At 72.3% G+C, this 24,766-nt stretch carries 26 protein-coding genes and 1 tRNA gene; 12 read left to right on the top strand and 15 right to left on the bottom strand.

Annotated features, from left to right (window positions below):
* Positions 1-9 precede the first annotated feature (9 nt).
* Positions 10-3,099 carry a BTAD domain-containing putative transcriptional regulator gene (locus ACIQWX_RS11330; RefSeq protein ID WP_400868299.1) on the top strand — a complete coding sequence of 1,030 codons (3,090 nt, stop codon included), beginning with the start codon at positions 10-12 and terminating at the stop codon, positions 3,097-3,099.
* Here ACIQWX_RS11330 and ACIQWX_RS11325 read toward each other — a convergent pair.
* The 7 genes from ACIQWX_RS11325 to ACIQWX_RS11295 form a co-directional block, all read right to left on the bottom strand.
* Positions 3,083-3,823: an ABC transporter permease gene (locus ACIQWX_RS11325; RefSeq protein WP_400868297.1), complete on the bottom strand. Its 741-nt coding sequence runs from the start codon at positions 3,821-3,823 to the stop codon at positions 3,083-3,085. The two genes, ACIQWX_RS11330 and ACIQWX_RS11325, sit on opposite strands and share 17 nt — an antisense overlap.
* Positions 3,820-4,755, bottom strand: coding sequence for an ATP-binding cassette domain-containing protein (locus ACIQWX_RS11320; protein WP_400868295.1), 936 nt, complete (start codon positions 4,753-4,755; stop codon positions 3,820-3,822). The genes ACIQWX_RS11325 and ACIQWX_RS11320 overlap by 4 nt, the downstream gene beginning before the upstream one ends.
* A gap of 118 nt (positions 4,756-4,873) precedes the next feature.
* A tRNA-Ala gene (locus ACIQWX_RS11315) sits at positions 4,874-4,946 on the bottom strand.
* Between the two features lie 53 nt (positions 4,947-4,999).
* The gene (gene glpR / locus ACIQWX_RS11310; protein ID WP_400868293.1) at positions 5,000-5,830 is read right to left on the bottom strand and encodes a gephyrin-like molybdotransferase receptor GlpR; all 831 of its coding nucleotides are present in this window, start codon (positions 5,828-5,830) and stop codon (positions 5,000-5,002) included.
* Between the two features lie 163 nt (positions 5,831-5,993).
* Positions 5,994-6,662 carry a GNAT family N-acetyltransferase gene (locus tag ACIQWX_RS11305; protein WP_400868291.1) on the bottom strand — a complete coding sequence of 223 codons (669 nt, stop codon included), beginning with the start codon at positions 6,660-6,662 and terminating at the stop codon, positions 5,994-5,996.
* The gene (gene glp, locus ACIQWX_RS11300; protein WP_400868289.1) at positions 6,662-7,939 is read right to left on the bottom strand and encodes a gephyrin-like molybdotransferase Glp; all 1,278 of its coding nucleotides are present in this window, start codon (positions 7,937-7,939) and stop codon (positions 6,662-6,664) included. Before glp ends, ACIQWX_RS11305 begins: the two co-directional genes overlap by 1 nt.
* Positions 7,936-8,841, bottom strand: coding sequence for a UTP--glucose-1-phosphate uridylyltransferase (locus ACIQWX_RS11295; protein ID WP_400868287.1), 906 nt, complete (start codon positions 8,839-8,841; stop codon positions 7,936-7,938). The genes glp and ACIQWX_RS11295 overlap by 4 nt, the downstream gene beginning before the upstream one ends.
* Positions 8,842-8,865: 24 nt before the next feature.
* On the opposite strand from ACIQWX_RS11295, the gene ACIQWX_RS11290 reads away from it, so the two are divergent.
* The 4 genes from ACIQWX_RS11290 (at position 8,866) to mscL (ending at position 11,048) form a co-directional block, all read left to right on the top strand.
* A complete protein-coding gene (locus ACIQWX_RS11290) occupies positions 8,866-9,456 on the top strand; it encodes a 5-formyltetrahydrofolate cyclo-ligase (RefSeq protein ID WP_400868285.1) in 591 nt (196 codons plus the stop codon).
* A gap of 86 nt (positions 9,457-9,542) precedes the next feature.
* The gene (locus ACIQWX_RS11285; RefSeq protein WP_400868283.1) at positions 9,543-9,842 is read left to right on the top strand and encodes an FmdB family zinc ribbon protein; all 300 of its coding nucleotides are present in this window, start codon (positions 9,543-9,545) and stop codon (positions 9,840-9,842) included.
* 131 nt (positions 9,843-9,973) lie between these two features.
* The gene (locus tag ACIQWX_RS11280) at positions 9,974-10,603 is read left to right on the top strand and encodes an SAF domain-containing protein (RefSeq protein WP_400868281.1); all 630 of its coding nucleotides are present in this window, start codon (positions 9,974-9,976) and stop codon (positions 10,601-10,603) included.
* 31 nt (positions 10,604-10,634) lie between these two features.
* On the top strand, positions 10,635-11,048 hold the full coding sequence (gene mscL, locus ACIQWX_RS11275; RefSeq protein ID WP_400868279.1) for a large-conductance mechanosensitive channel protein MscL: 414 nt from the start codon (positions 10,635-10,637) through the stop codon (positions 11,046-11,048).
* Between the two features lie 5 nt (positions 11,049-11,053).
* On the opposite strand, the gene ACIQWX_RS11270 is transcribed toward mscL, so the two are convergent.
* Positions 11,054-11,227, bottom strand: coding sequence for a hypothetical protein (locus ACIQWX_RS11270; protein WP_400868277.1), 174 nt, complete (start codon positions 11,225-11,227; stop codon positions 11,054-11,056).
* Between the two features lie 114 nt (positions 11,228-11,341).
* Complete coding sequence (locus ACIQWX_RS11265) at positions 11,342-11,842, bottom strand: molybdenum cofactor biosynthesis protein B (RefSeq protein WP_086678714.1); 501 nt, start codon at positions 11,840-11,842, stop codon at positions 11,342-11,344.
* Between the two features lie 122 nt (positions 11,843-11,964).
* On the opposite strand from ACIQWX_RS11265, the gene ACIQWX_RS11260 reads away from it, so the two are divergent.
* Positions 11,965-13,020 carry an NAD-dependent epimerase/dehydratase family protein gene (locus tag ACIQWX_RS11260; protein ID WP_400868275.1) on the top strand — a complete coding sequence of 352 codons (1,056 nt, stop codon included), beginning with the start codon at positions 11,965-11,967 and terminating at the stop codon, positions 13,018-13,020.
* Between the two features lie 40 nt (positions 13,021-13,060).
* A complete protein-coding gene (locus tag ACIQWX_RS11255; protein ID WP_400868273.1) occupies positions 13,061-13,891 on the top strand; it encodes an MBL fold metallo-hydrolase in 831 nt (276 codons plus the stop codon).
* Here the strand turns inward: ACIQWX_RS11255 and ACIQWX_RS11250 are convergent.
* Genes ACIQWX_RS11250 through ACIQWX_RS11240 form a run of 3 tightly spaced genes read right to left on the bottom strand, consistent with a single transcriptional unit; the run spans position 13,888 to position 17,073 of the window.
* On the bottom strand, positions 13,888-14,937 hold the full coding sequence (locus ACIQWX_RS11250; protein ID WP_400868271.1) for a sensor histidine kinase: 1,050 nt from the start codon (positions 14,935-14,937) through the stop codon (positions 13,888-13,890). The genes ACIQWX_RS11255 and ACIQWX_RS11250 overlap by 4 nt on opposite strands.
* Entirely contained in the window at positions 14,934-15,635 is a 702-nt protein-coding gene (locus ACIQWX_RS11245; RefSeq protein WP_400868269.1) for a response regulator transcription factor, read from the bottom strand. The genes ACIQWX_RS11250 and ACIQWX_RS11245 overlap by 4 nt, the downstream gene beginning before the upstream one ends.
* A 10-nt stretch (positions 15,636-15,645) precedes the next feature.
* The gene (locus tag ACIQWX_RS11240) at positions 15,646-17,073 is read right to left on the bottom strand and encodes a hypothetical protein (RefSeq protein ID WP_400868267.1); all 1,428 of its coding nucleotides are present in this window, start codon (positions 17,071-17,073) and stop codon (positions 15,646-15,648) included.
* A gap of 158 nt (positions 17,074-17,231) precedes the next feature.
* Here ACIQWX_RS11240 and ACIQWX_RS11235 point away from each other — a divergent pair, with 158 nt between their 5' ends.
* The 5 genes from ACIQWX_RS11235 to ACIQWX_RS11215 are packed head-to-tail and all read left to right on the top strand — an operon-like array spanning position 17,232 to position 21,115.
* Positions 17,232-17,876 (top strand): glycosyltransferase family 2 protein, encoded by a 645-nt coding sequence (locus ACIQWX_RS11235; protein WP_400869530.1) that lies wholly within the window; start codon positions 17,232-17,234, stop codon positions 17,874-17,876.
* Positions 17,873-18,556, top strand: coding sequence for a DUF2064 domain-containing protein (locus ACIQWX_RS11230; protein WP_400868265.1), 684 nt, complete (start codon positions 17,873-17,875; stop codon positions 18,554-18,556). Before ACIQWX_RS11235 ends, ACIQWX_RS11230 begins: the two co-directional genes overlap by 4 nt.
* Entirely contained in the window at positions 18,553-19,182 is a 630-nt protein-coding gene (locus tag ACIQWX_RS11225; protein ID WP_400868263.1) for a methyltransferase domain-containing protein, read from the top strand. Before ACIQWX_RS11230 ends, ACIQWX_RS11225 begins: the two co-directional genes overlap by 4 nt.
* Positions 19,179-20,297, top strand: coding sequence for a molybdopterin-dependent oxidoreductase (locus tag ACIQWX_RS11220; RefSeq protein WP_400868261.1), 1,119 nt, complete (start codon positions 19,179-19,181; stop codon positions 20,295-20,297). The genes ACIQWX_RS11225 and ACIQWX_RS11220 overlap by 4 nt, the downstream gene beginning before the upstream one ends.
* Complete coding sequence (locus tag ACIQWX_RS11215) at positions 20,294-21,115, top strand: hypothetical protein (RefSeq protein ID WP_400868259.1); 822 nt, start codon at positions 20,294-20,296, stop codon at positions 21,113-21,115. Before ACIQWX_RS11220 ends, ACIQWX_RS11215 begins: the two co-directional genes overlap by 4 nt.
* Positions 21,116-21,329: 214 nt before the next feature.
* Here ACIQWX_RS11215 and ACIQWX_RS11210 read toward each other — a convergent pair whose 3' ends face one another.
* The 3 genes from ACIQWX_RS11210 to ACIQWX_RS11200 form a co-directional block, all read right to left on the bottom strand.
* Entirely contained in the window at positions 21,330-22,751 is a 1,422-nt protein-coding gene (locus ACIQWX_RS11210; RefSeq protein WP_400868257.1) for a trypsin-like peptidase domain-containing protein, read from the bottom strand.
* A 72-nt stretch (positions 22,752-22,823) separates the two neighbouring features.
* Complete coding sequence (gene galT, locus ACIQWX_RS11205; RefSeq protein ID WP_400868255.1) at positions 22,824-23,906, bottom strand: galactose-1-phosphate uridylyltransferase; 1,083 nt, start codon at positions 23,904-23,906, stop codon at positions 22,824-22,826.
* Complete coding sequence (locus ACIQWX_RS11200) at positions 23,903-24,703, bottom strand: DeoR/GlpR family DNA-binding transcription regulator (protein WP_400868253.1); 801 nt, start codon at positions 24,701-24,703, stop codon at positions 23,903-23,905. Before ACIQWX_RS11200 ends, galT begins: the two co-directional genes overlap by 4 nt.
* Positions 24,704-24,766 lie beyond the last annotated feature (63 nt).

The raw sequence follows: 24,766 nt of genomic DNA, 5'->3' as shown, positions 1-24,766 counted from the left end.
ATCGGCCGCGTGCACATCGGGTTACTGGGGTCCTTCGAAGTCCGCGCGGACGACGGCGTCGTCGCCGACGTACCGGGCGCCCGCCTGCGCGGACTGCTGATCGCCCTCGCGCTGGAGCCGGGCCGGGTGGTCCCGAAGGCGACGCTCGTCGACTGGATCTGGGGCGAGCAGCCGCCGGCCGACGCCGCGAACGCGTTGCAGCGCTTGGTTTCCCGGCTGCGGAAGGTGCTGCCGGACGGCGCGGTCGAGGGCCGCCCGGCCGGCTACCGGCTGGTGGTGGACCCCGACGCCGTCGACGCCGTGCGGTTCGAACGGCTCGTCGGCCAGGCCGGCGACGACGTCCGGCAGCTGCGTGAGGCGCTGGCGTTGTGGCGGGGCGGTGCCATGCAGGACGTCGGACTGACCGAGAGCGCCGCGTTCGACGCCGCGGTCACCCGGCTCGAAGGGCTCCGGCTGGCCGCCCTCGAAGACCGGTTCGACGCGGAAACCGACTTCGGCCAGGGCGTCGTCACCGAGCTCACCGACCTGGTGGCCGCGCACCCGGCGCGGGAGCGGCTCGTCGGCGCGTTGATGCGCGGCCTGGTCGCGACCGGCCGGGACACCGAGGCCCTGCGCGTCTACGAGCGCACGCGCGAGACGCTGGCCGACGAACTGGGCGTCGACCCGTCGCCGGAGCTGGCCGCCCTGCACGTCGCGCTGCTGCGCGGCGAGCTGACCCGGCGCGAGGAGCCCCGCAAGACGAACCTGCGCGCCGAGCTGACCAGCTACGTCGGCAAGGACGACGACGTCGCCGCCGTCCGCGGGCTCGTCACCGGGCACCGGCTCACCACGCTGGTCGGGCCGGGCGGCTCGGGCAAGACCCGGCTGGCCACCGAAACGGCGCGCACGCTGCTCGGCGACGCCCCGGACGGCGCCTGGCTGGTCGAGCTCGCGCCGACCGAAGGCGACGTGGCCCAGGCGACGCTCGCCGCGCTCAAGCTCCGTGACGCCCTGCTCGGCGACGCCCCGGAGGCCGACCCCACCGACCGGGTCATCGCCGCGTTGCAGGACCGGGACATGGTGCTGGTCCTGGACAACTGCGAGCACGTGATCGAGTCCGCGGCGGCCTTCGCCCACCGGGTGCTCGGCGAGTGCCGCCGGCTGCGCATCCTCGCGACCAGCCGCGAACCCCTCGGCATCACCGGTGAGGCGCTGTGGCCGGTCGCGCCGCTCGTCCTGCCCGCCGAGGACGCCGACCCCGCGAAGATCGAGGAAGCCCCGGCCGTCCGGCTGCTGCGGGACCGGGCCGGCGCGGTGCGCAAGGACTTCGTGGCCGACGCCCCGACGCTGGCCCGCGTCTGCCGGGCGCTGGACGGGATGCCGCTGGCCATCGAGCTGGCCGCGGCGAGGCTGCGGACGATGTCGCTCGAACAGCTCGCCAACCGGCTCGACGACCGGTTCCACCTGCTGACCGGCGGCAGCCGCACGGCGCTGCCGCGGCACCGGACGCTGCGCGCGGTGATCGACTGGAGCTGGGAACTGCTCTCCGACGACGAGCGCGCCGTCCTCGGCCGGCTCTCGGTGTTCGCCGGCGGGGCGAGCCTGGAGGCGGCCGAGCGGGTTTGCGGGACCGGCGCCGTCGAAGAGATCCTGACCGCGCTGGCCGAGAAGTCGTTGGTGGTCACCGAAGGCGACCAGGCGCCGCGCTACCGGATGCTCGGCACGATCAAGGAGTACGCCTCACAGCGGCTCGCCGAAGCGGGGGAAACGGAGTCGGCGCGGCAGGCGCACCTCGCGTACTTCACCGAGCTCGTCGAAACCGCGGAGCCGCACCTGCGCCGCGCCGACCAGCTGACGTGGCTCGCCACCCTCGACGCCGAGCACGACAACATCGCCGCCGCGATGCGCGGTGCGCTGGCGGCGGGTGAGGCGGCCGGGGCGATGCGGCTCGCGGCGGGCGCCGGCTGGTACTGGTGGCTCGCCGGGCACAAGTTCGAGGGCAACGAGCTGCTGATGGCGGCCACCGCGGTCCCGGGCGAGGTGGCCGACGAGACGCGGGCGACGGTCTACGCGTTCGTCACCGGGTTCCTGACCGCGGGCCGCGAAAGCGACCAGAACCAGGCGGTCGAGTGGATTCGCCAGGTGCACGAGATCGCGGCGCGCCTGCCGCACCGGCACCCGGCGGTGTCGCTCGTCGCCGCACTGCAGCGCATGGTGGAAGTCCCGGACGCGTTCGAGTCGACGTGGGAGCCGCTGATCACCGACGACGACCCGTGGGTTCGCGCCCTGGCCCGGCTGCAGCTCGGCAAGATGCGGATCCAGCTCGGCCGGGAAGGCGAGGACGCGGCCGCGTACTTCGAGACGGCCCTGGCCGAGTTCCGTGCGCTCGGCGAGCGGTGGGGCACGTCGTTCGCGCAGACCGAGCTGGCCGACCTGATCGCCATGCGCGGCGACTTCGCCGGAGCGTGCGAGCACTACGAGGCCGCGGTCGCGATCGTCACCGAGGTCGGCGCCGTCGAGGACGTCGTGCGGATGCGGGCGCGGCAGGCCCAGCTGTACTGGCTGGCCGGGGACGAGGAGTCGAGTGCGGCTTCGATCGCGGAGGCGCAGCGGTCCGCGGAGCGCGTCGCGTGGCCGGAGGCGCTGACCGAGCTGGCCCTGTCGAAGGCGGAGCTCGCCCGCTGGAGCGGCGACCACGCGCAGGCCCGCCGCCAGCTCGACGTCGCGAAAGCGATGCTGGGCACCGCGGCCGAGCGGGCCCAGGTCCGCGCGGTGGTCCACGACCTGCTCGGGTACCTCACCGAGGATCCGGGCGAAGCCCTCGAACACCGTGCGGCGGCCTTCGCCGCGGCGGCCGAGGTGGGCCACCCGCCGCTGCTCGCGCAGGTCCTCGTCGGCATCGCGGATCTGGCGCTGCGGCGCGAGGACTACGAGCAGGCCGCGCGGCTGCTGGCGGCGAGCGCTGGCGTGCGCGGCCTGCCGGACCGGTCCCGGCCGGACCTGGCCCGGATCGAGCAGGCCACGCGAAACCGCCTCGGTGACGAGGGGTTCACCGAGGCGGCTTCGGAAGGGGCGCGGACGGACTGGCGGGAGCTCGCCGAGGTCACGCTCGCTTCTTGAACAGCGACCGCGCCCAGAAGTAGCCGGCGAGGGCGATGCCGAGGCACCAGGCGACGGCGGTGATCGCGTAACCGGTCGACGGGGTGCCGTTGAGCAGCCCGCGCACGGTTTCGATGATCGGCGTGAACGGCTGGTACTCCGCGAACTGCTTCAGGCCCGGTCCCATCTTGTCGGCCGGAGCGATCGCGCTGCTGAAGAACGGCAGCATGACCAGCGGCACGGAGGCCAGCCCCGCCGTCTCCGGCGACTTCGCGAACAGTCCCAGCGCGACGGTCAGCCAGCCGGCCGCGAAGGCCAGCAGCACGACGATGCCGAGCACACCGAGCCAGTCGAAGAAGCTTGCGTTCGGCCGGAAGCCCAGCGCGAAGGCCACGCCTACGAGGGCGGCGATGGCGACCAGGTTCGTCAGGACGCTGGCGACGACGTGCCCGGTCAGCACCGCGCCCCGCGAGACGTCCATGACCTTGAAGCGGTTGATGATGCCCTTGGTCATGTCGGAGTTCACCGACGTCGCGGTCGCGCCGAGCCCGTAGCAGACGGCCAGCAGCATGAGCCCGGGCGTCGCGTAGTCGACGTAGTTCACGCCGACGTCGAACGCGTCGCCGAGCATGTAGACGAACATCAGCATGATCACGATCGGCATCAGGACCGCGTTGAACACCGAAGTCGGGTTCCGGGCGATGTGCTTGAAGTTGCGTCGCAACATGACGGTCTGGGCGCTCATTTCGCGGGAACCTCCGTGGTGTGGCCCGTCAGGGCGAGGAAGACGTCGTCGAGGTCAGGGGTGTGGACGGAGAACTCTTCGGCGCTGATGGCGTACTCGTCGAGCCGGTCGAGCAGGGTGCGCAGCGACTTCGTGCCGCCGTCGCCGGGAACCCGCAGGGTGAGCGACTCGTCGTCCCGGGTGGACTCGGAGATGACCCGCGCGGCCGCGTCGAGCTCGGCGACGGAGGTGAACCGCAGCCGGACGTGCGTGCCGGGGATCTGCCGCTTGAGCTCGTCGGGCGTGCCCTGAGCAACCAGCCGCCCCCGGTCCAGCACGGCGATCTTGTCGGCGAGCTGGTCGGCTTCGTCGAGGTACTGGGTGGTGAGGAAGATGGTGACGCCGTCGGCGACGAGGTCCTTGACGATGGACCACATGGTGCGCCGGCTGCGCGGGTCGAGGCCGGTGGTGGGCTCGTCGAGGAAGATGATGCGCGGATCCCCGACGAGCGTCATGGCGAGGTCGAGCTTCCGCCGCATGCCCCCGGAGTAGGTGGAGGCGGGCTTCTGCGCGGACTCGCTGAGTTCGAAGCGCTCGAGGAGGTCGTCGACGACGTTTTTGCTGTTCTTGGCGGGGCTGAGATCGACCATGAGCTGCAGGTTTTCCCGCCCGCTGAGCAGTTCGTCAACGGCGGCGAACTGCCCGGTGACGCCGATGGCCTTCCGGACGGCCTTGGCCTCGGCGTCGATGTCGTGCCCGGCGACGTGAACGGTCCCGCCGTCGGCCTGGGTCAGCGTGGTGAGGATGTTGACGGTGGTGGTCTTCCCGGCCCCGTTGGGCCCGAGAAGGGAGAAAACGCTCCCGGCGCGAACATCGAGATCGATGCCGTCGAGGACGACTTTGTCTTGGTAGGCCTTCCGGAGGCCGGAGGCGGTGATCGCCGAAGTGGTCATGGGAGGAACTGTGAAGGCCCGCCCTGACACGAACCTGACCCAAGACTGACACGACGCCTGACACGGGTGTCACGCACGAAAAAGGCCCGCACCCTCGCGGGTACGGGCCTTCAGAACGTGGAGCTGAGGGGAATCGAACCCCTGACCTTCTCGATGCGAACGAGACGCGCTACCAACTGCGCTACAGCCCCTTGTTCGTGCTCGTAGAGCGTATCAGTGCCCTACGAGCACCGACCACGGGGGGTCACTCCCCGACGGCCCGCCGATAAGGCCCGGTCCCGGGCTCGTCGAGCTCCTCGAACGCCGGGTCCTCGTCGTCCAGATCGACGACCACCGCGCTGCGACGCACCCGTGAAGTCGGCGACGGACGGCGCTCGACCACCTCGCGCCGGACCGGCTCGACGACGTCCACGTCCTCGACGTCCTCGACCGGCTCTTCAACCGCCGCGTAGGAGTCTTCGGAAGCCGGCGGAGACGGACGCCGAGGCGACCGCGTGCTGTTGAAGCGAGCAAGACGCCGCTGCCGGATCTCCTCCTCGATCCGCACCTGCCGGCGCAGGTACACGAGGTACCCGACGAGCACGACGTCGGCGAGAGCGTGGCCCCACCAGACCAGCGGCACGAGGAAGCCCGCAATGCCCGCCGTGGCCACCGCGATCACCAGCAGGATGACGACGACCCGCTGCCGGAAGCTGTACTTCGCGCGCGCCGCGATCTCGGCCGCTTCGGGGTCGAAGCCGCCGCGACCGGGACGGTAGGCCGCGCGCTCGCGTTCGGCCCGCTCTGCCCGGGACGGCTGCGGCAGCGGCTCGGGGTCGGGCTCCGGTTCGTCGAGGTCGTCTTCGAGCTCGGCCTCCAGCTCCGCGAGGTCGTCCTCGACCGACGGCCGGGACTTCACGGTCTCCTCGGACATGGCGAATTCCTCCCGGTCTTCGTTGCGTCCACTGCGCACGACCCTGGCCGCGAGCGCGGAGTCGGCCGTGCGGGCCACTTGCTGCCGCTTTCGCGCGACCATGGGCACGAGAACGACGAGCCATGCCGCGGCGAGCGCGACGATGATCACGGAGCTGGGCATCTCCCGTCACCTCCCCCGATCCTTCCACCTGAAATCACGCTAGTCACAGGAGTAACAGATCGGGCGGAGGCTCGCCGGTTTCGATCACGGAAATGCCTCACCGGATTAGGTGAAACTCACAGCATGTGGTAACGCGCTCACTGCTCCGGGTGGGTAATCACCCTCAGGTGTAGTCGGCGCGTCCTGATGCGACCAGCCGCGACACCAGGCCGGCCCCGGTCTCCTCGCGCGTGATGGCGAAGCAGTAGTGGTCCCGCCAGCCGCCCGCGACGTCGAGGTACCGCTCGAACAGGCCCTCCTGGCGGTAGCCCGCCTTGGTGAGAACCCGCAGGCTGGCGGCGTTTTCCGGCCGCACGGTGGCCTCCAGCCGGTGCAGTCCGGCCAGTGCGAAGGCGTGGTCGGTGACCAGTGCGACGGCGGCCGTAGCGACCCCGCCGCGAACCACCTCCGAGGACACCCAGTAGCCGATCCAGGCCGACCGCAGCGACGCCCGGATGACGTTACCCACAGTGATCTGGCCCGCAAGGCGACCGTCGAGGGTGATCGTGAACGGCAGGCACTGACCACGCCGGGCGAGCGAACGCAGCGCGGCCCACTGCGACGGCCACGACCAAAAGGCGTTGCGTTCCGGCCACGGGCCGACGCCGGTCGGTTCCCACATCTCGAGGTGCGCCCGGTCGCGGAGCCGGATCCGGCTCCACTCGCCCGCGTCGCGCAGCCGCACCGGCCGGATCGCGACCACGCCGGCGGGCACCCGCAGCGGGCCGAGCCGGGCCGGCCAGCCCGGGTGCCGGCTTTCGACCGGGTAGGACACGCCCGACACGGAGTTCATCAGGCCCGTTGCGCCAGGAAGGTGACCTGGACCTGCTCGCCCGCGGGGACGTCGGTCAGCTCTTCCGGCACGTTGATCAGGCAGTTCGCCTCGGCCAGCGAGGCCAGCAGGTGCGCCCCGGACTGCCCTAGCGGCTGGACGAGGTACTCGCCGTTGGCCTCGTCGCGCAGGAGCTGGCCGCGGAGGAACCCGCGCCGCCCTTCGGTCGAGGTGATCGGCGACAGCAGCCGCGCCCCGACGATCCGCCGGTGCGGGTTGCGCGTCCCGCGCGCCGCCCGGATCAGCGGCCGCACCAGGACCTCGAACACGACCAGCGCGCTCATCGGGTTGCCCGGGATCAGGAACGTCGGCACCGAGTCGGGGCCCAGCCTGCCGAACCCCTGCACCGAGCCGGGGTGCATCGCGACCCGCGTCATGTCGATCCGGCCGAGGTCGGACAGGGCGGCGTGGACCTCGTCGCCGGTGGCGCCCCCGGCGCCGCCCGCGACCACGACGATCTCCGACATCAGCAGCCGGCCCTCGACGATCTCCCGCAGCCGCTTCGGCTCGCTCGGCACGATGCCGACCCGGCTGACCTCGGCGCCCGCGTCCCGCGCGGCCGCGGCCAGCGCGTAGGAGTTGACGTCGTAGACCTGCCCGACCGACGGCGTCCGGTCGATGTCGACCAGCTCGTCGCCGACCGAGACGATCGAGACGCGCGGCCGCGGGAAGACGAGGACCTTCGCCCGGCCGACCGCGGCCAGCAGGCCGACCTGCGCCGAGCCGATCGTGTCGCCGCGGCGCACCGCGACGTCACCGATCTGGACGTCCTCGCCCGCCCGGCGCACGTACCCCGCCGACGGCACCGAGCGGTGCACGGTGACCTTCGCCTGGTGCCCGTCGGTGTACGCAAGCGGGACGACCGCGTCGGCCAGGGTCGGCAGCGGCGCGCCGGTGTCGACGCGCACCGCCTGGCCGGGCTGCAGGCGCCGCGGCTGGCGGGAACCCGCCGCGATCTCGCCGACGACCGGCAGCTGCACCGGCTCCTGCCCGGCCGTGCGCACGTCGACGCTGCGCACGGCGTAACCGTCGATCGCGGCCTGGTCGAACCCGGGCAGCGCGTGCTCGGCGACGACCTCCTCGGCGCAGAGCAGCCCCTGGGCCTCGGAGATCGCCACGCGCACCGGCTGGGGCCGGACCGCGGCTTCCAAGGTCATCGAGATCTGCGCGTCGACCGAGCGCAGCTCGGCTTCGTCCCCGGCCACTTCGGGCGGTGCCGCGTCGAGCGATTCCGTCATGGGCGTTCTGTCCCGATCCGTTCCGTCAGCCACGCCCGTAAAGATGGACCGTACTCGGGCGTTTCAAGCGCGAAGTCGACCGCGGCGCGCAGGAAACCACCCGGATTCCCCAGGTCGTGGCGGCCACCGCGGTGGACGACGACGTGCACGGGGTGCCCTTCGGTGATCAGCAGCGCGACCGCGTCGGTCAGCTGCAGCTCGCCGCCGCTGCCCGGTTCGATCCGCTTCAGCGCGTCGAAGATCGCCCGGTCGAGCAGGTAGCGACCGGCCGCCGCGTAGGTCGAGGGCGCGTCCTCCGGCTTCGGCTTCTCGACCATGCCGTGCACGCGCTTGACGTCTTCGTCGCCGGTGTCGGTGACGTCGAAGACGCCGTACGGCGAGATCTCGGCCTTCGGGATGTCGAACGCGCAGAGCACGCTGCCGCCGAACTGCGCGCGGACGTCGCTCATCTTCTCGAGCACGCCGGTGGGCAGCACCAGGTCGTCCGGCAGCAAGACGGCGACGGCGTCGTCGTCCGGGCGCAGGTTCGGCTCGGCCTGGGCGACGGCGTGGCCGAGGCCGAGGGCCTGCTCCTGGATCGCGGTCTCGACGGCGAGGAGGTCGGACCCGCGGCGGACCTTCTCCAGCAGCGCGTCCTTGCCCTTGGCCTCGAGGTTCTGCTCCAGCTCGGGCTGCTTCTCGAAGTACCGGACGACGGCGTCCTTGCCCGGTGAGGTCACGATGACCAGGCGTTCCGCGCCCGCGGCGGCGGCTTCGGCCGCGACCAGCTCGATCCCCGGCGTGTCCACCACCGGCAGCAGTTCCTTGGGCACGGCCTTCGTCGCCGGTAGGAAGCGTGTTCCCAGGCCGGCGGCCGGCACGATGGCGGTTCTGAACGTCTGGGAGGTTGCGGCGCCCGTCATGGGCGCAAAGCCTAACGTGAGGTCATGCACGCGCTGGGCAATGAGCACCTGAGCAAGGCGGAGTGGCGTGACCGGCTGACCCGCGCGCGGGCGGACCAGACCGCCGAATCGCACGCCCAGGAGGCTTCGGCGCTGGTCAACGCGGTGTCGAAGGTCACATCCGGCACAGTGTGCGCGTACCTGCCGTTCGGCACCGAACCGGGCACGACGGCGCTCGTCGACGCGCTCGCGGCCGGCGGTGCGCGCGTGCTGCTGCCGGTCATCGTGTCGCGGGCGGATCCGCTCGACTGGGCCGAGTACACGGGCGAGGCCGATCTGGTCCCCAGCCGGTTCCGCGGGATCCGCGAACCGGGCGGAAAACGCCTGGGTACGGAGGCTGTGGGTGCCGCGGAGCTGATCTTGGTACCCGCGCTCGCCGTCGACCACCGGGGCGTCCGGCTGGGCCGCGGCGCCGGCCACTACGATCGCTCGCTGGTGTTCGCGGCGCCCGGTGCGGCGCTGCTGGCCGTCGTCCGGGACGAAGAGCTGGTCGAACGGCTGCCGGGCGAACCTCACGACGTGCGCATGAGCGGGGCCTTGACGCCGGGTCGAGGCGTGCTCGAGCTGCCGATGTGAGCAACGAGGAATTGCTTTCGGGGAATGCTTTCAAGCACAATTGGGTTAGCACTCTGGTCGGATGAGTGCCAGCAAAGGAGCCGTCAGTGCCTACGTACCAGTACGCCTGCAAAGAATGCGACCACCGGTTCGAAGCCGTGCAGTCGTTCTCGGACCCCAGCCTGACCGTGTGCCCGCAGTGCTCCGGCGCGCTGCGCAAGGTCTTCAGCTCGGTCGGCGTGGTCTTCAAGGGCAGCGGGTTCTACCGCACCGATTCGCGCGACTCGAGCAAGTCGAGCACCGCGTCGACCCCGGCGAAGACCGAGACCAAGACGGAGACGAAGTCCGACACGAGCTCGGCATCTTCCTCCTCGGGTACGACGAAGACGACCGCCGCGGCCTCCTGAGGCGCGGAGTTATCCACAACACCCCAGTTGTCCACAGGTGCCGGATGTGGCCCTTCCGGCGGCCCATCCGGCTTCCCTAACGTCGATCTCGTGCGGCACACCGCCGCACCCGATCCGGCCGAGGGGGCACCGTGGACGTGCTGGCGAAGTTCGACCTACCTGACCTGACCCGGCTGCGGGGCAGGCGGACGCGGCTGCTCCGCCGCTGGCTCGCCGCCTGTCTGTCGATAGGCGGGCTGGCGCTGTTCGTGTACCCCGGTTCCGCGCGGGGCGCGCCGACGACCCCGACCGTCGTCGCGGCGCACGACCTTCCTTCCGGCTCGGCGCTGCGCGCCTCCGACGTCCGATTGGCCGACCTTCCTGATTCGGCGCGTCCGGCGGGTGCGTTGGGTGCGGTCAACGGCGTCGACGGCCGCCTGCTGGCGGGTGCTGTCCGCGCCGGCGAACCCCTGACCGACGTCCGGCTGGCGACGACCATCCCCGGGGCGGGTGATCCCGCGACGGCGACGGTCCCGGTGCGCCTGGCCGACGCCGGCGTCGCCGAGCTGCTGGAGCCCGGCGGGCACGTCGACGTCGTCGCGGCGCCGGAACCGGGCGTGCCGTCGTCCGTGCTGGCGGGCGGGGCGACGGTGGTGGCGGTCGGGCACCGGGAGCCGTCCGCGGCGAAGGGGCCACTGGTGCTGCTGCGCCTCCCTGAGGCGGTGGCGACGAGGGTGGCGGCGATTTCACTGGAGCGACCGGTAACGGTTACTCTCCGCTAGCTCGCACCGTCCCCGTTCGTGAGGAGTACCAGTGCTCAAGGGTTTCAAAGACTTCCTGATGCGAGGGAACGTCGTCGACCTCGCCGTCGCGGTGGTCATCGGCTCGGCGTTCACGGCCATCGTCACGGCGTTCACCAACGGCCTCATCAAGCCGCTGATCAGCACGATCGGCGGCACGGACGCCGCGCAGGGCCTCGGCTACCAGATCTTCGAGAACAACAAGGCCACGTTCCTGGACTTCGGCGGCGTGATCAACGCGGCGATCAACTTCGTGCTGGTCGCGGCGGTGATCTACTTCGTGATCGTGCTGCCGGTGAAGAAGATCCAGGAACGGCGCAAGCGGGGCCAGGAGCCGGGCCCGTCGGAGCCGACGGACGTCGAGCTGCTCATCGAAATCCGCGACCTGCTGCGCGCCCAGTCCCAGCGCGACAACGGCCGCGATTGAGCAGGTCAGCGGTCGTGGTGCGGCGGCCGGTTCTCCCGGTACCAGTCGTCCGGGAGCCCGGTACGCCGCTCGACGTCCCGCTCGTCGGAGGTCGTCTCGGGCAGGACGTCCCCGAAGATCTCGTCGACCCGCCGACGCTGGTCGCTGGTCGTCTGGGGATCACGCTGGGGGCCGGACATGCCCCCAGTCTCCCACGACGCGTTGATTGACAACTCCAGAGCGAACGTCAAGCGCCCAGGCATGCCGCAGGCCGGGAGCGACGACCCGTCACCCCCGGCCCGGCAAGCGGAGGATCAGACCTCTTCGAGACCCGAAAGCTCGTCGATCACGTGCGGCACGAGCGAGGTCAGCGTCGCCATCCCGTCGCGCACCGCGGACCGCGACCCGGCGAGGTTCACCACGAGGGTGCTGCCGGAAACCCCGGCGAGCCCGCGCGAAATCCCGGCGTCGACCGCGCCCGCGGCCAGCCCGGAAGCCCGGATGGCTTCGCTGATGCCCGGCAGGGGCCGGTCGAGCACACCGGAGGTGGCGTCCGGAGTCCGGTCACGCGGCAGCACCCCGGTGCCGCCGACCGTGATCACCAGGTCGGCGCCGCCGATCACGGCGGTGTTGAGCGCGTTGCGGATACCCGCGGTCTCGGCCTCGACGACCACGACACCGTCGACGATGAAGCCCGCTTCTTCGAGCAGCTCCGTGACCAGCGGGCCAGTGGTGTCCTCGTGCTCGCCGTGCGCCACGCGATCGTCCACGATGACCACGAGGGCCCGGCCCAGCCGTTGTGCACTCCGTTCCATGCCGCCACCGTAGTCGGTTTCGCCCTCCCGCCGCCGGGAGGTGCCGGGTGAGTTCTGACGATTCCGTGACGTGCCACCCGGGGCGTGAGCGGGCCCGGCGCGACACCCCTAGCGTGGCCGGTGTGCGCGTACTGGTCACCGGCGGAGCCGGGTTCATCGGGTCCCACATCGCCGATCTGCTCGCCGACGGCGGTGACGAGGTCGTCGTGCTCGACAACCTCCTACCGACGGCCCACGGCTCCCGCACCCCGCCCTCGTACACCGGCAGGCACCGGTTCCTGCGCGGCGACGTCACCGACGCCGAGATCGTCGCCGAGCTGCTGGACGGCGTCGACGCGGTCTGCCACCAGGCGGCGGTCGTAGGGCACGGCGTCGACCCGTCCGACGCGCCGTCGTACGCCCTGCACAACGACTACGGCACGGCGGTCCTGCTGGCCGGCATGCACGCGGCCGGGGTGCGGAAGCTGGTGCTGGCGTCGTCGATGGTCGTCTACGGCGAAGGCCGCTACGAGTGCCCGGACCACGGCGTCGTCCCGCCGTCGCCGCGTCGGGCGTCCGATGTGGACGCCGGCCGGTTCGAGCCGCGCTGCCCGGCGTGCGGCACCGAGCTGAGCTGGCGGCTGGTGCCCGAGGACGCGCCGCTCAACCCGCGCAGCACGTATGCGGCGACGAAGCTGGCACAGGAGCACCTGGCCGGCGCGTGGGCCCGCCAGACCGGCGGCACGGTGTGGGCGATGCGCTACCACAACGTCTACGGCCCGCGGATGCCCCAGAACACCCCGTACGCCGGGGTGGCCTCGCTGTTCCGCTCGGCCCTGCTGCGCGGCGAAGCACCGCGAGTACTGGAAGACGGCCGGCAGCAGCGCGACTTCGTACACGTCCACGACGTCGCGAGGGCGAACGTCCTGGCGCTCAGGACACCCGGCCCGGAAGGCGAGATCACGCCGCTCAACGTGTGCTCCGGCACCCCGCACACGGTCGGCGAGCTGGCGGTGGAACTGGCGCGCGCCTGCGCCGGCCCGGCACCGGAGGTGGCAGGCGGCGCCCGCCCGGCCGACGTCCGCCACGTAGTCGCCGACCCGGCCCGCGCCCGCGAACTGCTGGGCTTCACAGCCGAGATCGGCTTCGAGGAGGGCATCACCGCCTTCGCGACGGCGGAACTCCGCGCTCCGGTGTGACCCGGGGAATAGTTCGATCGCGATCGAACTTGGCAAGGTCATGCAGCGGATCATGGTGGGCGACTACACGATCGAGGCACTGACCGACGGGCTCGTCCGGCTCCCGGCCCCGTTCTTCCCCGGCCTGGACCCGGCCGAGCACTCCGGAGTCCTCGACCCCGATGGCACGGTGCACGTGCCCGTCGGCGGGTTCCTGGTCCGCGGCCAGGGCCGGACGATCCTGGTCGACGCCAGGTTCGGCCCGCGGGAGATGGACTACCCGGACGGCATGGCCCCGGCGGGCGACGGCCCGGCCCCGATGGGGGTGGGAGGCGACCTCCTGACGGCGTTGGCCGGGGCCGCCGCGCGCCCCGAGGACGTCGACACGGTCTTCGTCACTCACCTGCACGCCGACCACGTGGGCTGGCTGGCACCCGAAGGCGCGCCGGCCTTCGCGCGGGCGCGGATCGTCCACGGGGCCGCGGACTGGCGGCCGCTGATCGACGGGCTGCCCCACGACGACTGGAGCCGCGTCGGGCTGGAGGCGGTGCGGGCGGAGGGCAGCATCGAGGCGATTCACGGCGACGCCGTCGCGCTGGCCCCGGGCATCACCGCGCGGCACACGCCGGGCCACACCCCCGGCCACTACGCGCTGGACGTCGAGGCGGGCGACGAGCGGCTGGTCCTGCTCGGCGACGTCATCCACACCCCGGTCCAGCTGCGCGACGACCGCGTCCGGTTCATCGGAGATTTCGACCCGGACGAGGCGGCCCGCACCCGGCAGCGCTGGCTGGCCGAGATCGCGGGCACGAACACGGTGATCGCGGCGGCCCACTTCCCCGGCATGGAGTTCCTGAGGCTCGGTCCGGACCGCACGCCCCGCGCCGTCTAGGACATCGCCAGCGGCAGCCGGACCTCGAACCGGCAGCCGGGCCCGTGGTTGGCGACACCGATCTTCCCGCGGTGCGCCTCCACCAGCCCCTTGGTGATGGCCAGCCCAAGCCCGCCACCACTGGTCGTCCCGCCGCGTTCGGGCGTGCGGGCCTGCGTCCCGCGGAAGGCGACGTCGAACACGCGGGTGATCTCGTCGTCCGGGATGCCGCCGCAGGAGTCGTCGACGGCGAGGAGGGCCTCGTCGCCGTCGACGCCGATCTGCACCGCGACCGTCCCGTCCGGCGGGGTGTGGCGGATCGCGTTCGACACCAGGTTCCGCACGATCCGGGCCAGTTCCGGGTCGCTCCCGGTCACGACCGGCCAGGTCGACGCGTTGGCGAGCACCCGCACCCGCTTCCGCTCGGCGACCGGCGACTGGGCGGCGACGGCGTCGCTGACGACGTCCCGCAGCGGCACCGCGGACATGGTCAATTCCAAAGCACCGGCGGTGATCCGCGAAAGCTCGAACAAGTCGCCCACCATCGCGGACAGCCGGGTGGTCTCGCCGCTGATCCGCTGGGCGTAGTCGGCGACCTCGTCGCGTTCGGACACCACGCCGTCGGCCAGTGCCTCGGCCATCGCCTGGATACCTGCCAGCGGGCTGCGCAGGTCGTGGCTGATCCAGGCGACCAGCTCGCGCCGCGACGCCTCGGCCGCGCGTTCGCGGTCGCGCGCCTCCCGCTCCCACACACTGCGGCGCGCGATGGCCCGGCCCAGGATGATCGCCGCCGGCACGGTGACCACGGCGACGAGCAGGCAGACCAGCAGCATCGTGGTCAGCGCCGGGGTGAACATGAACCCGCTGACGCCCAGGACCCCGACCAGCGTGGAGAGCACCGGGATCAGCACCAGCACCGTGAGCGTGGTGGCCAGCGAACCGCGGCGCAGGAGGTAGAGCACCACGCCGCCGAGCGCGGCGATCGGCAAGGAGAAGAGCAGCGCCAGCGGCAGGATGTGCCAAAGGTGCGTCAGCGTCTCCGCGAAGGACTCACCGGGTTCGATCACGGCTGCTCCCGGTCGTAGCGGTAGCCGACGCCCCACACGGTCGCCACCCGGGCCGGCTTGGCCGGGTCCCGCTCGATCTTCTCGCGCAACCGTCGCACGTGGACGGTCACCGTCGACTGGTCGCCGAAGTCCCAGCCCCACACCTTCTCGAGCAGGTCCGCGCGCGAGTAGGCGACACCGGGGTGGGCGAGGAAGAACGCCAGCAGATCGAACTCCCGCGAAGTCAACGGCAGTTCGCGCCCGGCGAGCGTCGCGGTCCGGGCGGTCATCTGCAAGCAGAGGTTGCCGTCCGCCAGCTCGGCGGCGGCCGGTTCCGGGCGCGGCATCCGCGCGCGGCGCAACACGGACGCGACGCGGAGGGCGAGTTCCTTGGGGCTGAAGGGTTTCGTGACGTAGTCGTCGGCGCCGAGCTGCAGCCCGGCGATCCGGTTCTCCTCCTCACCGAGGGCGGTGAGCATGACGATCGGCACCTGGCTGACCTGGCGCAGCCGCTTGCACACCTCGAGGCCGTTGATGCCGGGCATCATGACGTCGAGGACGACGAGGTCCGGCTCGTGGGCGGCGAACTTGGCCAGCCCGTCGGCGCCGTCGCCTGCCTGGTCGACGGTGAACCCGGCGACCTCGAGGTAGCGGCGGACGACGTCGCGGACCGTCTCGTCGTCGTCGACCACGAGCACGCGCCCGGCCTGATCGTTCATCACGTCTCCCTCACCAGCCGGTCAGCAGCAGGTGGTTGACGGCCAGGGCCGTCGCCGCCTGGGCGGCGAGCCACCACCGGCGCCCGGGCCGCGGCAGCAGGGCCGTCAGCGGCAGCAACCACACCCCGAACGGTAGCCAGATCCGTTCGGTCTCGGCCTTCGACAGGCCCGAGACGTCGGCGAACACGATGGTGAGCAGGGCGGCGAGGCCCAGGAGCAGCACCGGATCGGCGAGCAGGGTTCGACGCGGGCTGGGCAGGAAGGCGTCGGCGAGGCCGCGCCGGAGCGCGGCGATCACCGCGGGACCGAGCGCGACGGTCACCGCGGCCAGGTCCGCCCACACCCAGTACGAATAGGGCCGGACCAGCGCGACACCCTGGTAGTAGCGCTCGACGACCAGGTGGTAGCCGTCGAGCCACCAGAAACCGGCCCAGGCGAAGACGCCGACCACGGCGAGGGCAGCGGCGGCAGCCAAGGCAGCAGCCCGCCACTGCCGGCCGAGAACGGCCACGGCCACCGCGAGCAGCCCGAGCAGCACCAGGCCGTAGGACAGGAAGATCCCGAAGCCGAGCAGCACCCCGGCCGCCAGCGCGGCCGGGACGCCGTAGCGGCGGCCGAGGCCGAACCCGCGCGCGGACAAGGCGAGCAGCGCCAGGCCGGTGGCGGTCACCCCGGCGAAGAGGCCGTCCGCCGACACGCCGATCCACACCGCGCCGGGCGTCAGGACGGCGAAGGGCAGCACCGCGCGCGCCGCGTCGGGCCGGCCGAGCAGGGCGACCGTCGCGGGCACGGCCACCGCGACCAGGCTGCCGGCGAGCACGACGGCCGTCGCGGCCCAGGCGCCGCCGTGCAGGCCGAGCCGGTCCAGCCAGACGAACACGAGCGTCACGCCCGGCGGGTGGCCGGACACGTGCGTCGTCCACGAGTTCGGCTGGAAGTCGAGGATGCGGGACGAGAACTCCCGCAGCATCCGCGGGATGTCGGTGATGCCGGGGACCTCGTGGAGGTACTCCTGCGGAATGGTGAGGTGCCCGGCGAAGCCGCGGGCCCAGCCGTCGACCATGGCCAGTGAGAAGATCCAGGCGAGCGAGGCCAGGTAGCCGGTGGCGAGCGCCCGGCGCCACGCGAGCCGGGCGGCCAGGGTGGGGCCGTACAGCACCACCGCGGCCGCGACCAGCACGGCGAACACCGAGCCCGGGCCGACGTGCGGCAGCCAGTCCGCGAACAGCGGCGGCGCCGACACGAAGATGATCACACCGGAGCCCGGCCGGTTGTAGTAGGCGCCGACCGCGGCGGCCGCGGCCACGAGCACCACGGCCGCCGCGACGGCGAGGAGATCGGCCCGGCGGGCGCGTCGCCGAGGTCGATCGGGTGCCGTGAGTTCGGGTTCACGGGCAGGCGGCTCGGCGAGCCGGGCTGCCGGGTTCGGCTCGCTCATCGCTGTCCACCATAAGTCCGCGAGCGGCGTTCCACGGGCCGGGTGAGACAGCCGTAACGACCCGGTAAGAACTCGTCACTCGTCATGATTCAGTAAGGAGCGCAAGGGTTTTCCACAGTCCACGCCGGACTTACGGTCGGCGCGTGACTGACTCAGGAGTGGACGTGGTCCTCCCTTGCCTCGACGAAGCGGGCGCCCTCCCCGACGTGCTGGCCGGGCTGCCACCGGGCTACCGCGCGATCGTGGTCGACAACGGTTCGGCCGACGGCTCGCCCGAAGTAGCGGCTTCACTCGGCGCCAAGGTCGTCCACGAGCCGCGCCGCGGTTACGGCGCGGCCGTGCACACGGGCCTGGAAGCCGCCACCGCGGACATCGTGTGCTTCGCCGACGCCGACGGTTCCCTGGACCTGCGCGACCTGCCGCGCCTGGTGACCGCGGTCGAGGGCGGCGCCGACCTGGCCGTCGGACGCCGGGTGCCGACCGGTCCCGGCGTGTGGCCGTGGCACGCGCGGGCCGGCAACGTCGTGCTGGCGCGGCTGCTGCGCCGCCGCGGATTGCCGGTGCGGGACATCGCGCCGCTGCGTGCCGCGGACCGGCGGGCGCTACTCGGCCTCGACGTCACGGATCGCGCGTTCGGCTACCCGCTCGAACTGCTGGTCAAGGCCCAGCGCGCCGGGTGGCGGGTGCTCGAGTTCGACGTCCGCTACGGCGAGCGCGCCAAGGGCACGAAGTCGAAGGTCTCCGGCTCGGTGCGGGGCACGCTGCGCGCGGTCCGCGACTTCGGGCGGGTGCTGGCGCGATGACGGCGAGGTTCGTGCTGCTGGTCGTGGCCAAGGCGCCGGTGCCGGGGCTCGCCAAGACCCGGCTGACCCCGCCGGCGACCCCGGCGCAGGCCGCGCGGATCGCCGCGGCCGCGTTGCTGGACACGCTCGACGCCGTGTGCGCGGTCCCCGGCGCCGCGCCGGTCGTCGCGATGACCGGCGACCTCGGCGCCGCCGCGCTGGCCACCGAAATCGGGGCGGCACTGCGCCACGTCACCACGATTCCCCAGCGGGGCTGGGACTTCGGGGCGCGCCTGGCCCACGCCCACGCCGACGCGGCCGCGGTGCACGCGGGCCTGCCGATCCTCCAGATCGGCATGGACACCCCGCAGGTCACGCCGGAGTCCCTCGCCGAGGCGGCCGCGCCGATCGTGGACGGCGGGCACGACTCGGTGCTCGGCCCGGCCGAGGACGGCGGCTGGTGGGCGCTCGGCCTCGCCGACCCGCGGCACGCGCAGGTCCTCGCGGGGGTCCCGATGTCCCGCGACGACACGGGCGAACGCACGCTGGGCGCGCTCACGGCGTGCGGCTTGCGGCCGCGGCGAGCAGCGGAACTGTCCGATGTGGACACTATGGCGGACGCTCGCGCGGTGGCGGCGCTGTGCCCGGACGGCCGGTTCGCCCGGGCCGTCGCGGCGGTGCCCGGGCAGGCGGTCGCATGAAGACGGCGCTTCTCGGCAGCGAGTTCGACCACGGCCTGCTCGGTAACCGGTGCTGGCTCGAACTGGCGAACGGCGAGCGGGTGGAGCTGCCGGTCGAGCGCTGGGCCGCGCCGTCCGACGGCGACGAGGTGCTGCTCGACGCCTGCACCGGCCCGACGCTGGACATCGGCTGCGGTCCCGGCCGACTCACCGCGGCCCTGGCCGGCCACGGGGTCGTCGCGCTGGGCGTGGACAGCTCGCGCACGGCCGTCCGGCTCACACGGCGACGCGGCGGGAGTGCGTTGCACCGCAACGTTTTCGACCGCGTACCCGGCGAAGGACGGTGGCGGCACGCCCTGCTCGCCGACGGCAACATCGGCATCGGCGGCGACCCGATCACCCTGCTGCGCCGCGCGGCTCAGCTGATCGCCGCCGATGGTGACGTCCTCGTCGAACTGGAGCCGCCGGGACTCGGTCTTCGGCACGAACGAGTGCGGCTGCGGCCCGGGCACGCCGACGTCGCCTGGTTCACCTGGGCGTGGGTCGGCGTGGACGCGATCGCCGAAGTCGCCGCGCGCGCCGGGTTGCGCGTCGCCTGGACCACCCGGCACGGCCACCGCTGGTTCGCGCGATTGGAGCGGTCGTGAAGCTGCCGATTCCCCGTGAAGACCACTTCAAGGCACCGGCGCACGACGAGCGCGTGACGTCGAAGATCGGCCTGGCGCTCGCGGTCACGTTCACGACCTGTTTCGTGACCGGGCTGATCAGCCACCTGATCCAGCACCCGCCGGAGTGGTTCTTCTGGCCCAGCCGCCCGGTCGGCCTCTACCGCGTCACGCAGGGGCTGCACGTGATCTCCGGCATCGCGTCGATCCCATTGCTGCTGGCGAAGCTGTGGAGCGTCTACCCGAAGCTGTTCGGCCGTCCGCTCGTCCGTTCGTTGCCGCACGCACTCGAGCGCCTGTCGATCCTGGTGCTCTCGGGTGCGGCGTTCTTCGAGCTGACGACGGGGTTGCTGAACGTCGCGCAGAACTACCCGTGGGGTTTCTACTTCCCGCAGGTGCACTACGCGGTGGCGTGGCTGGCGATCGGGTCGATCCTGGTGCACGTCGCGGTGAAGCTGCCGGTCATCCGCCGGGCGCTGACCCGCGGCGCGCCTGAGGAGGAGCCATCGACCGCCGGGCTGTCCCGGCGCGGGTTCCTCCGCACGACGGGCCTCGCGACGGGAGTAGCGGTCATCGCCACGGCCGGCGCGACGGTGCCGTTCCTGCGCGGAGTTTCCGGCCTGGCTTGGAAAACGAGCAAAGGAACGCAGGGGCTCCCGGTGAACCGCACCGCGGCGGCTGCAGGCGTCACTTATTCGGCGTCGTGGCGGCTGTCGGTGGTAACTCCTTCTTCCACAAGGAAGTTCACGCTCGACGAGTTGCGCGCGCTCCCGCAGACGACGGCCGAGCTGCCGATCGCGTGCGTGGAGGGCTGGAGCCAGTCGGCGACTTGGCGCGGAGTTTCCCTGCCGGCGCTGTTGAAAGCCGTCGGTGTGGCACCGGGCACGGCGGTGCGGGTGTCCTCTTCGGAGCGTGCCGGGTTGTACGGGGTGAGCGTCCTGCCCGGCGAGCACACGAAGGACGAGCTGACGCTGCTCGCCCTGGCGCTGAACGGCGAGGTCCTCGACCTCGACCACGGCTTCCCGTGCCGCATCATCGCCCCGAACCGGCCGGGCGTGCTGCAGACGAAATGGGTCACGAAGCTGGAGGCGCTGTGAAGACCGCTCGCACGCTGCTCGTCCTGCCGGGCCTCGCGGCGCTGGCGTGGGGTGTGGCGCTGTTCATCGAGTACGCGTTCCCGCTGCGCCCGGACGTGTTCGGCACGGTGGGCTGGATAGTAGGCGGCCCGCTGCTGAACGACGGCGTGGTCGCCCCGCTGACGGCGGTGCTCGGCATCGTCCTGTCCCGGGTAGTCCCGCGACCGTGGCGGGTCCCCGTGGTGGCGGGGACGGTCATCACGGGCCTGCTGCTGATCGTGGCGTTCCCGTTGCTGTGGCGCCCGTATGGGACCCCACCGATGCCGGGCCTCCACGACGGCAACCCAGCGCTGGGCTTGGCGCTGACGCTGGCCGCGGTCTGGCTCGTGGTCGCGCTGGCACCGCTCGCCCGCCGGGTAATCCGCGCCGGCCCGCGCAAAGCCCCGCCCGGCGCGCGCACCGACCTGCCAAGCCCGCAAGGCACACCAGCCGACCTTCCTGGCACACCAACCGACCGGCCCCGCACGCCGGCCGCGCCACCCGACAACGGCCCCGCCCCTCGCGGGGCGCCAAGCGACCCGTCCGGCACCGGCTCGGCCTCTCTCGCCACGCCGACCGAGCCACCAGGCACGCCCGGCCCCCGCTCGGCCCCTCTCGCCACACCGACCGAGCCACCAGACACGCCCGGCCCCCGCCCCGCCCCTCTCGCCACACCGACCGAGCCACCAGACACGCCCGGCCCGCGCCCCGCCCCTCCTCGCACGCCGGCCGGCCCAACCGGCGCGCAGCCGACCCCGCCAATTGATCCGACCCGGCGCGCGCCCGGCCCCTCCAGCTGACTCAACCGGCGCGCGGCCACCTCACCAACAAGCGAACCGGCCGCCAACCCAGTCCGCGCCCCGCCCCCTGACCCCACCCACAAATGCGGCCACGCGCGACCGGCATCGAAGTGCCTGGGTCGCGCGTGGCCTTGGGGGTCCGGCCCCGAAGCTACGGGGGTCGAGCCGATGTTTGGTCTCGGCCGCACCAGGGCGGCCGAGCGTCTGGAAGGGACTAGTTGGCCGGGACGGGCTGGCCGCCGAGCGTCACCTCGACCGTGCGGCCGTCGGAAAGCGTGAACGTCGCCTTCTCGTCCGGGGCGCGGGTGCGGATCGCCGCTACCAGCGTGTCCGACGTGTCGATGTTGCGGTCGTCGATCTTCGTCACGATGTCGCCGGACTTCAGGCCCGCCTTCTCCGCCGGGCTGCCGGCCGTGATGGCGCCGAGCTTCGCGCCGCCCTGCGGGGCGTCCGTGACCTGCGCGCCGATGTAGGTCTGCACCGCCTGGCCGGTCTTGATGATCGTGTCCGCGGTGCGGCGGGCCTGATCGATCGGGATCGCGAAGCCGATGCCGACGTTGCCGCTCTCGGAGCCGCCCTGGCCCTGGCCGCCGGACGCCGACTGCGGGCTGTAGATCGCCGAGTTGATGCCGATGACCTGGCCGGACATGTTCGCCAGCGGACCACCCGAGTTGCCCGGGTTGATCGCCGCGTCGGTCTGGACGGCGTCCATCACCGTCTCCTGGCCGCCCTGGCCACCGCCCGCGCGCACCGGCCGGTGCAGCGAGCTGACGATGCCCGAGGTGACCGTGCCGGCCAGCTCGAACGGCGAGCCGATCGCGACGACCGACTGGCCGACGCGCAGGTCGTCGGACCGGCCGATCTCGACCGGGGTCAGGTTGTTGACGCCGTCGACCTTGACGACCGCGATGTCGGTCGTCGGGTCGCGGCCGACGACCTTGGCGGCGGCCTTCTTGCCGTCCTGGAACACGGCCTGGATCTGCCCGCCGTTCGCGGCGACCTCGACGACGTGGTTGTTGGTCAGGATGTAGCCGTCGGTGCTGATGACGAACCCGGAGCCCTCGCCTGCCCCCTGCTGCCCGCTCACCTGCAGCTCGACGACGCTGGGCGAAAGCTTCTGCGCGACCGACTCGACCGAGCCGGCGGGCGCGTTGCCGGTCTGCTGGGCCGGCTTCGGCGCGTCGAGAGCGTTGCTGGCCGGCCCGGACGTCCCGCCGGTGAAGTACCCGACCGTACCGCCCGCGATGCCGCCGACCAGCAGCGCGACCAGCGCGACGCCGGCGAGCAGCTTGCCGCCGGACCGCTTCGGCTGCGCGGGCGGCGCCGGCGGCGTGCCGTAGGCGGCCGTGCCGGGCTGCGCGTAGGGGTTCGGGTTCGGGTAGACGCTCTGCTGGGTCTGCCCCGAGGCGGCCCCCTGCGCGGACCAAGGGTTCGACGCCGCGTACGACGGATCGGCCCCGGTCACCGCGTGGTAGGACGGCTCCGGCGCCGAGTACTGCGGCGTGCCGCCGGACTCGGGCGTGGCGGCCTGGTCACCGTACGGGCTCCCCGCCCAACCGCCCTGAGCCGCCTGGTGGCCGGTCTCGGGGTGCCGCGGCGCCGCGGGGTCGTGCGCGCTGGGGTCGTTCTCGGTCATGTCCTCACCTTGCGCGATGGTCCTGAGAGGTTCCTGAGCCGAACCTGTGCATCGGAGATGAGTATGGCCGGATCAACCCGCCGCGCGGAGCTTTTCCGCGATCTGCTCCGGCGTCGCGTCGTTGACCCACACCGCCATGCCCGATTCGGACCCCGCCAGGTACTTCAGCTTGTCCTTGGAGCGCAACACGGAGAACAGTTCCAGGTGGAGCCAGCCGAGCTCGCGGTCGCGGCGCACCGGCGCCTGGTGCCACGCCGCGATGTACGGCAGCGGCCGGTCGTAGAGCGCGTCGCAGCGGCGCAGGACATCGAGGTAGACGGCGGCGAAGTCGTCACGCTCGGCGTCGGTGAGCGCGGGGATGTCCGCGACCTGCCGGTGCGGCACCACGTGGACCTCGATCGGCCAGCGGGCCGCCGGCGGCACGTACGCCGTCCAGTGCTCGCCGGACGCCACCACGCGCGCGCCGGACTTCCGCTCGGCGGCCAGCACGTCGCCGAGCACCGGGCGGCCGTGTTCGGCCTGGTAGGCGCGGGCGACGTCGAGCATCCGCTCGGTTTTCGGCGTGACGAACGGGTAGCCGTAGATCTGCCCGTGCGGGTGCGACAGCGTGACGCCGATCTCCTCGCCGCGGTTCTCGAACGGGAAGACCTGTTCCACACCGGGCACTTCGGACAGTGCGGCGGTGCGGTCGGCCCACGCGTCGACGACGGCTCGCACCTGCTCCGGGCTCAGCCGCGAGAAAGCGCCCTCGTGGTCGCTGGTGAAGCAGACGACCTCGCAGCGGCCGCGCCCGGGCCGCACCGGCACCAGCCCGAGTCCGTCCACAGTGGACGGCTCGCCGATGACATCCTCGGCGAAGGACGGGAACCGGTTCTCGAAGACGACGACGTCGTAGTCGCTTTCGGGGATCTCGCTCGGTTTGCCCGGCTTGCTCGGGCACAGCGGGCAGAGGTCCGCCGGCGGCTTGTACGTCCGCGTCTGCCGGTGCGCGGCCATCGCGACCCACTCACCGGTCAGCGGGTCCAGCCGGATCTCGGACGCCGCCGCGACCGGCGGCAGGTCGCGGGTGTCCTCGGCGACGCGGTCGGGCGCGCCGGGCTGGTCGAAGTAGATGATCTCCCGGCCGTCGGCCAGGTGTCGTACGGTGCGCTTCACGCTTCTTGGGCCTCGTCCGTCTCCGCCGTTTCGGCGATCATGAGTTCCCCCGCCCGTTCGGCGAGTACTTCCTTGGCCTCGTCGGGAATCCCGTCATCGGTGACGACGACGTCGGCCTCGTCCAGGTCGGCGATCGTGGAGATCCCGACGGTGCCCCACTTGGTGTGGTCGGCGAGCACGACGAGCTTGCGCCCGGCCTCGACCAGCGCGCGGTCGGTCTCGCTCTCGGTCAGGTTCGGCGTCGTGAACCCCGGCCCGTCGGCCATCCCGTGCACGCCGAGGAAGACGACGTCGAGGTGCAGCGACCGCAGGCTGTGCACGGCGACCGGGCCGACCAGCGCGTCCGACGGCGTCCGCACCCCGCCGGTGAGCACGACGGTGCGGTCCGGCTGCGTCGACCCGCGCAGCACGTCGGCGACCTGGATCGAGTTGGTCACGATGGTGAGGCCGGGGATGGCGTCGAGCGCGCGGGCGAGCGTCCAGGTGGTGGTGCCGGCGGAGATGCCGATCGCGGTGCCGGGCCGCACGAGCGTCGCGGCGAGCTCGGCGATGGCCTCCTTCTGCGCGCGCTGGCGCACGGACTTCGCCTCGAAGCCGGGTTCGTCGGTGCTCTTGCCGACGACCGAGGTGGCGCCGCCGTAGACCTTTTCGACGAGCCCGCGCCCGGCGAGGACGTCGAGGTCGCGGCGCACCGTCATGTCGGACACGCCCAGCCTGGTCACGAGGTCACTGACCCGGACCGCACCGGTCCGCCGTGCCTCTTCCAGGATCACCGCCTGTCGCTGACGCGCCAGCACCGTTCAACTCCGTCTCCGTCGTCAACCACACAAAATCCTACACGATTCAACACAGGATTCGCA

The organism is Amycolatopsis sp. NPDC098790 (assembly GCF_044759945.1).
Classification (GTDB): Bacteria; Actinomycetota; Actinomycetes; order Mycobacteriales; family Pseudonocardiaceae; genus Amycolatopsis.
The sequence above is the reverse complement of the archived record's forward strand: the minus strand, read 5'-3'. Positions and strand labels throughout refer to the sequence as shown.

Coding starts and splice junctions, on each gene's coding strand:
- ACIQWX_RS11295 (WP_400868287.1), bottom strand. CDS start 8,841: ATGACGGGCGCCGCAACCTCCCAGACGTTCAGAACCGCCATCGTGCCG.
- ACIQWX_RS11270 (WP_400868277.1), bottom strand. CDS start 11,227: ATGTCCGGCCCCCAGCGTGATCCCCAGACGACCAGCGACCAGCGTCGG.
- ACIQWX_RS11255 (WP_400868273.1), top strand. CDS start 13,061: ATGCAGCGGATCATGGTGGGCGACTACACGATCGAGGCACTGACCGAC.
- glp (WP_400868289.1), bottom strand. CDS start 7,939: ATGACGGAATCGCTCGACGCGGCACCGCCCGAAGTGGCCGGGGACGAA.
- glpR (WP_400868293.1), bottom strand. CDS start 5,830: ATGCCCAGCTCCGTGATCATCGTCGCGCTCGCCGCGGCATGGCTCGTC.
- ACIQWX_RS11320 (WP_400868295.1), bottom strand. CDS start 4,755: ATGACCACTTCGGCGATCACCGCCTCCGGCCTCCGGAAGGCCTACCAA.
- ACIQWX_RS11240 (WP_400868267.1), bottom strand. CDS start 17,073: ATGAGCGAGCCGAACCCGGCAGCCCGGCTCGCCGAGCCGCCTGCCCGT.
- ACIQWX_RS11290 (WP_400868285.1), top strand. CDS start 8,866: ATGCACGCGCTGGGCAATGAGCACCTGAGCAAGGCGGAGTGGCGTGAC.
- ACIQWX_RS11325 (WP_400868297.1), bottom strand. CDS start 3,823: ATGAGCGCCCAGACCGTCATGTTGCGACGCAACTTCAAGCACATCGCC.
- ACIQWX_RS11230 (WP_400868265.1), top strand. CDS start 17,873: ATGACGGCGAGGTTCGTGCTGCTGGTCGTGGCCAAGGCGCCGGTGCCG.
- ACIQWX_RS11265 (WP_086678714.1), bottom strand. CDS start 11,842: ATGGAACGGAGTGCACAACGGCTGGGCCGGGCCCTCGTGGTCATCGTG.
- ACIQWX_RS11245 (WP_400868269.1), bottom strand. CDS start 15,635: ATGAACGATCAGGCCGGGCGCGTGCTCGTGGTCGACGACGACGAGACG.
- ACIQWX_RS11210 (WP_400868257.1), bottom strand. CDS start 22,751: ATGACCGAGAACGACCCCAGCGCGCACGACCCCGCGGCGCCGCGGCAC.
- ACIQWX_RS11225 (WP_400868263.1), top strand. CDS start 18,553: ATGAAGACGGCGCTTCTCGGCAGCGAGTTCGACCACGGCCTGCTCGGT.
- ACIQWX_RS11305 (WP_400868291.1), bottom strand. CDS start 6,662: ATGAACTCCGTGTCGGGCGTGTCCTACCCGGTCGAAAGCCGGCACCCG.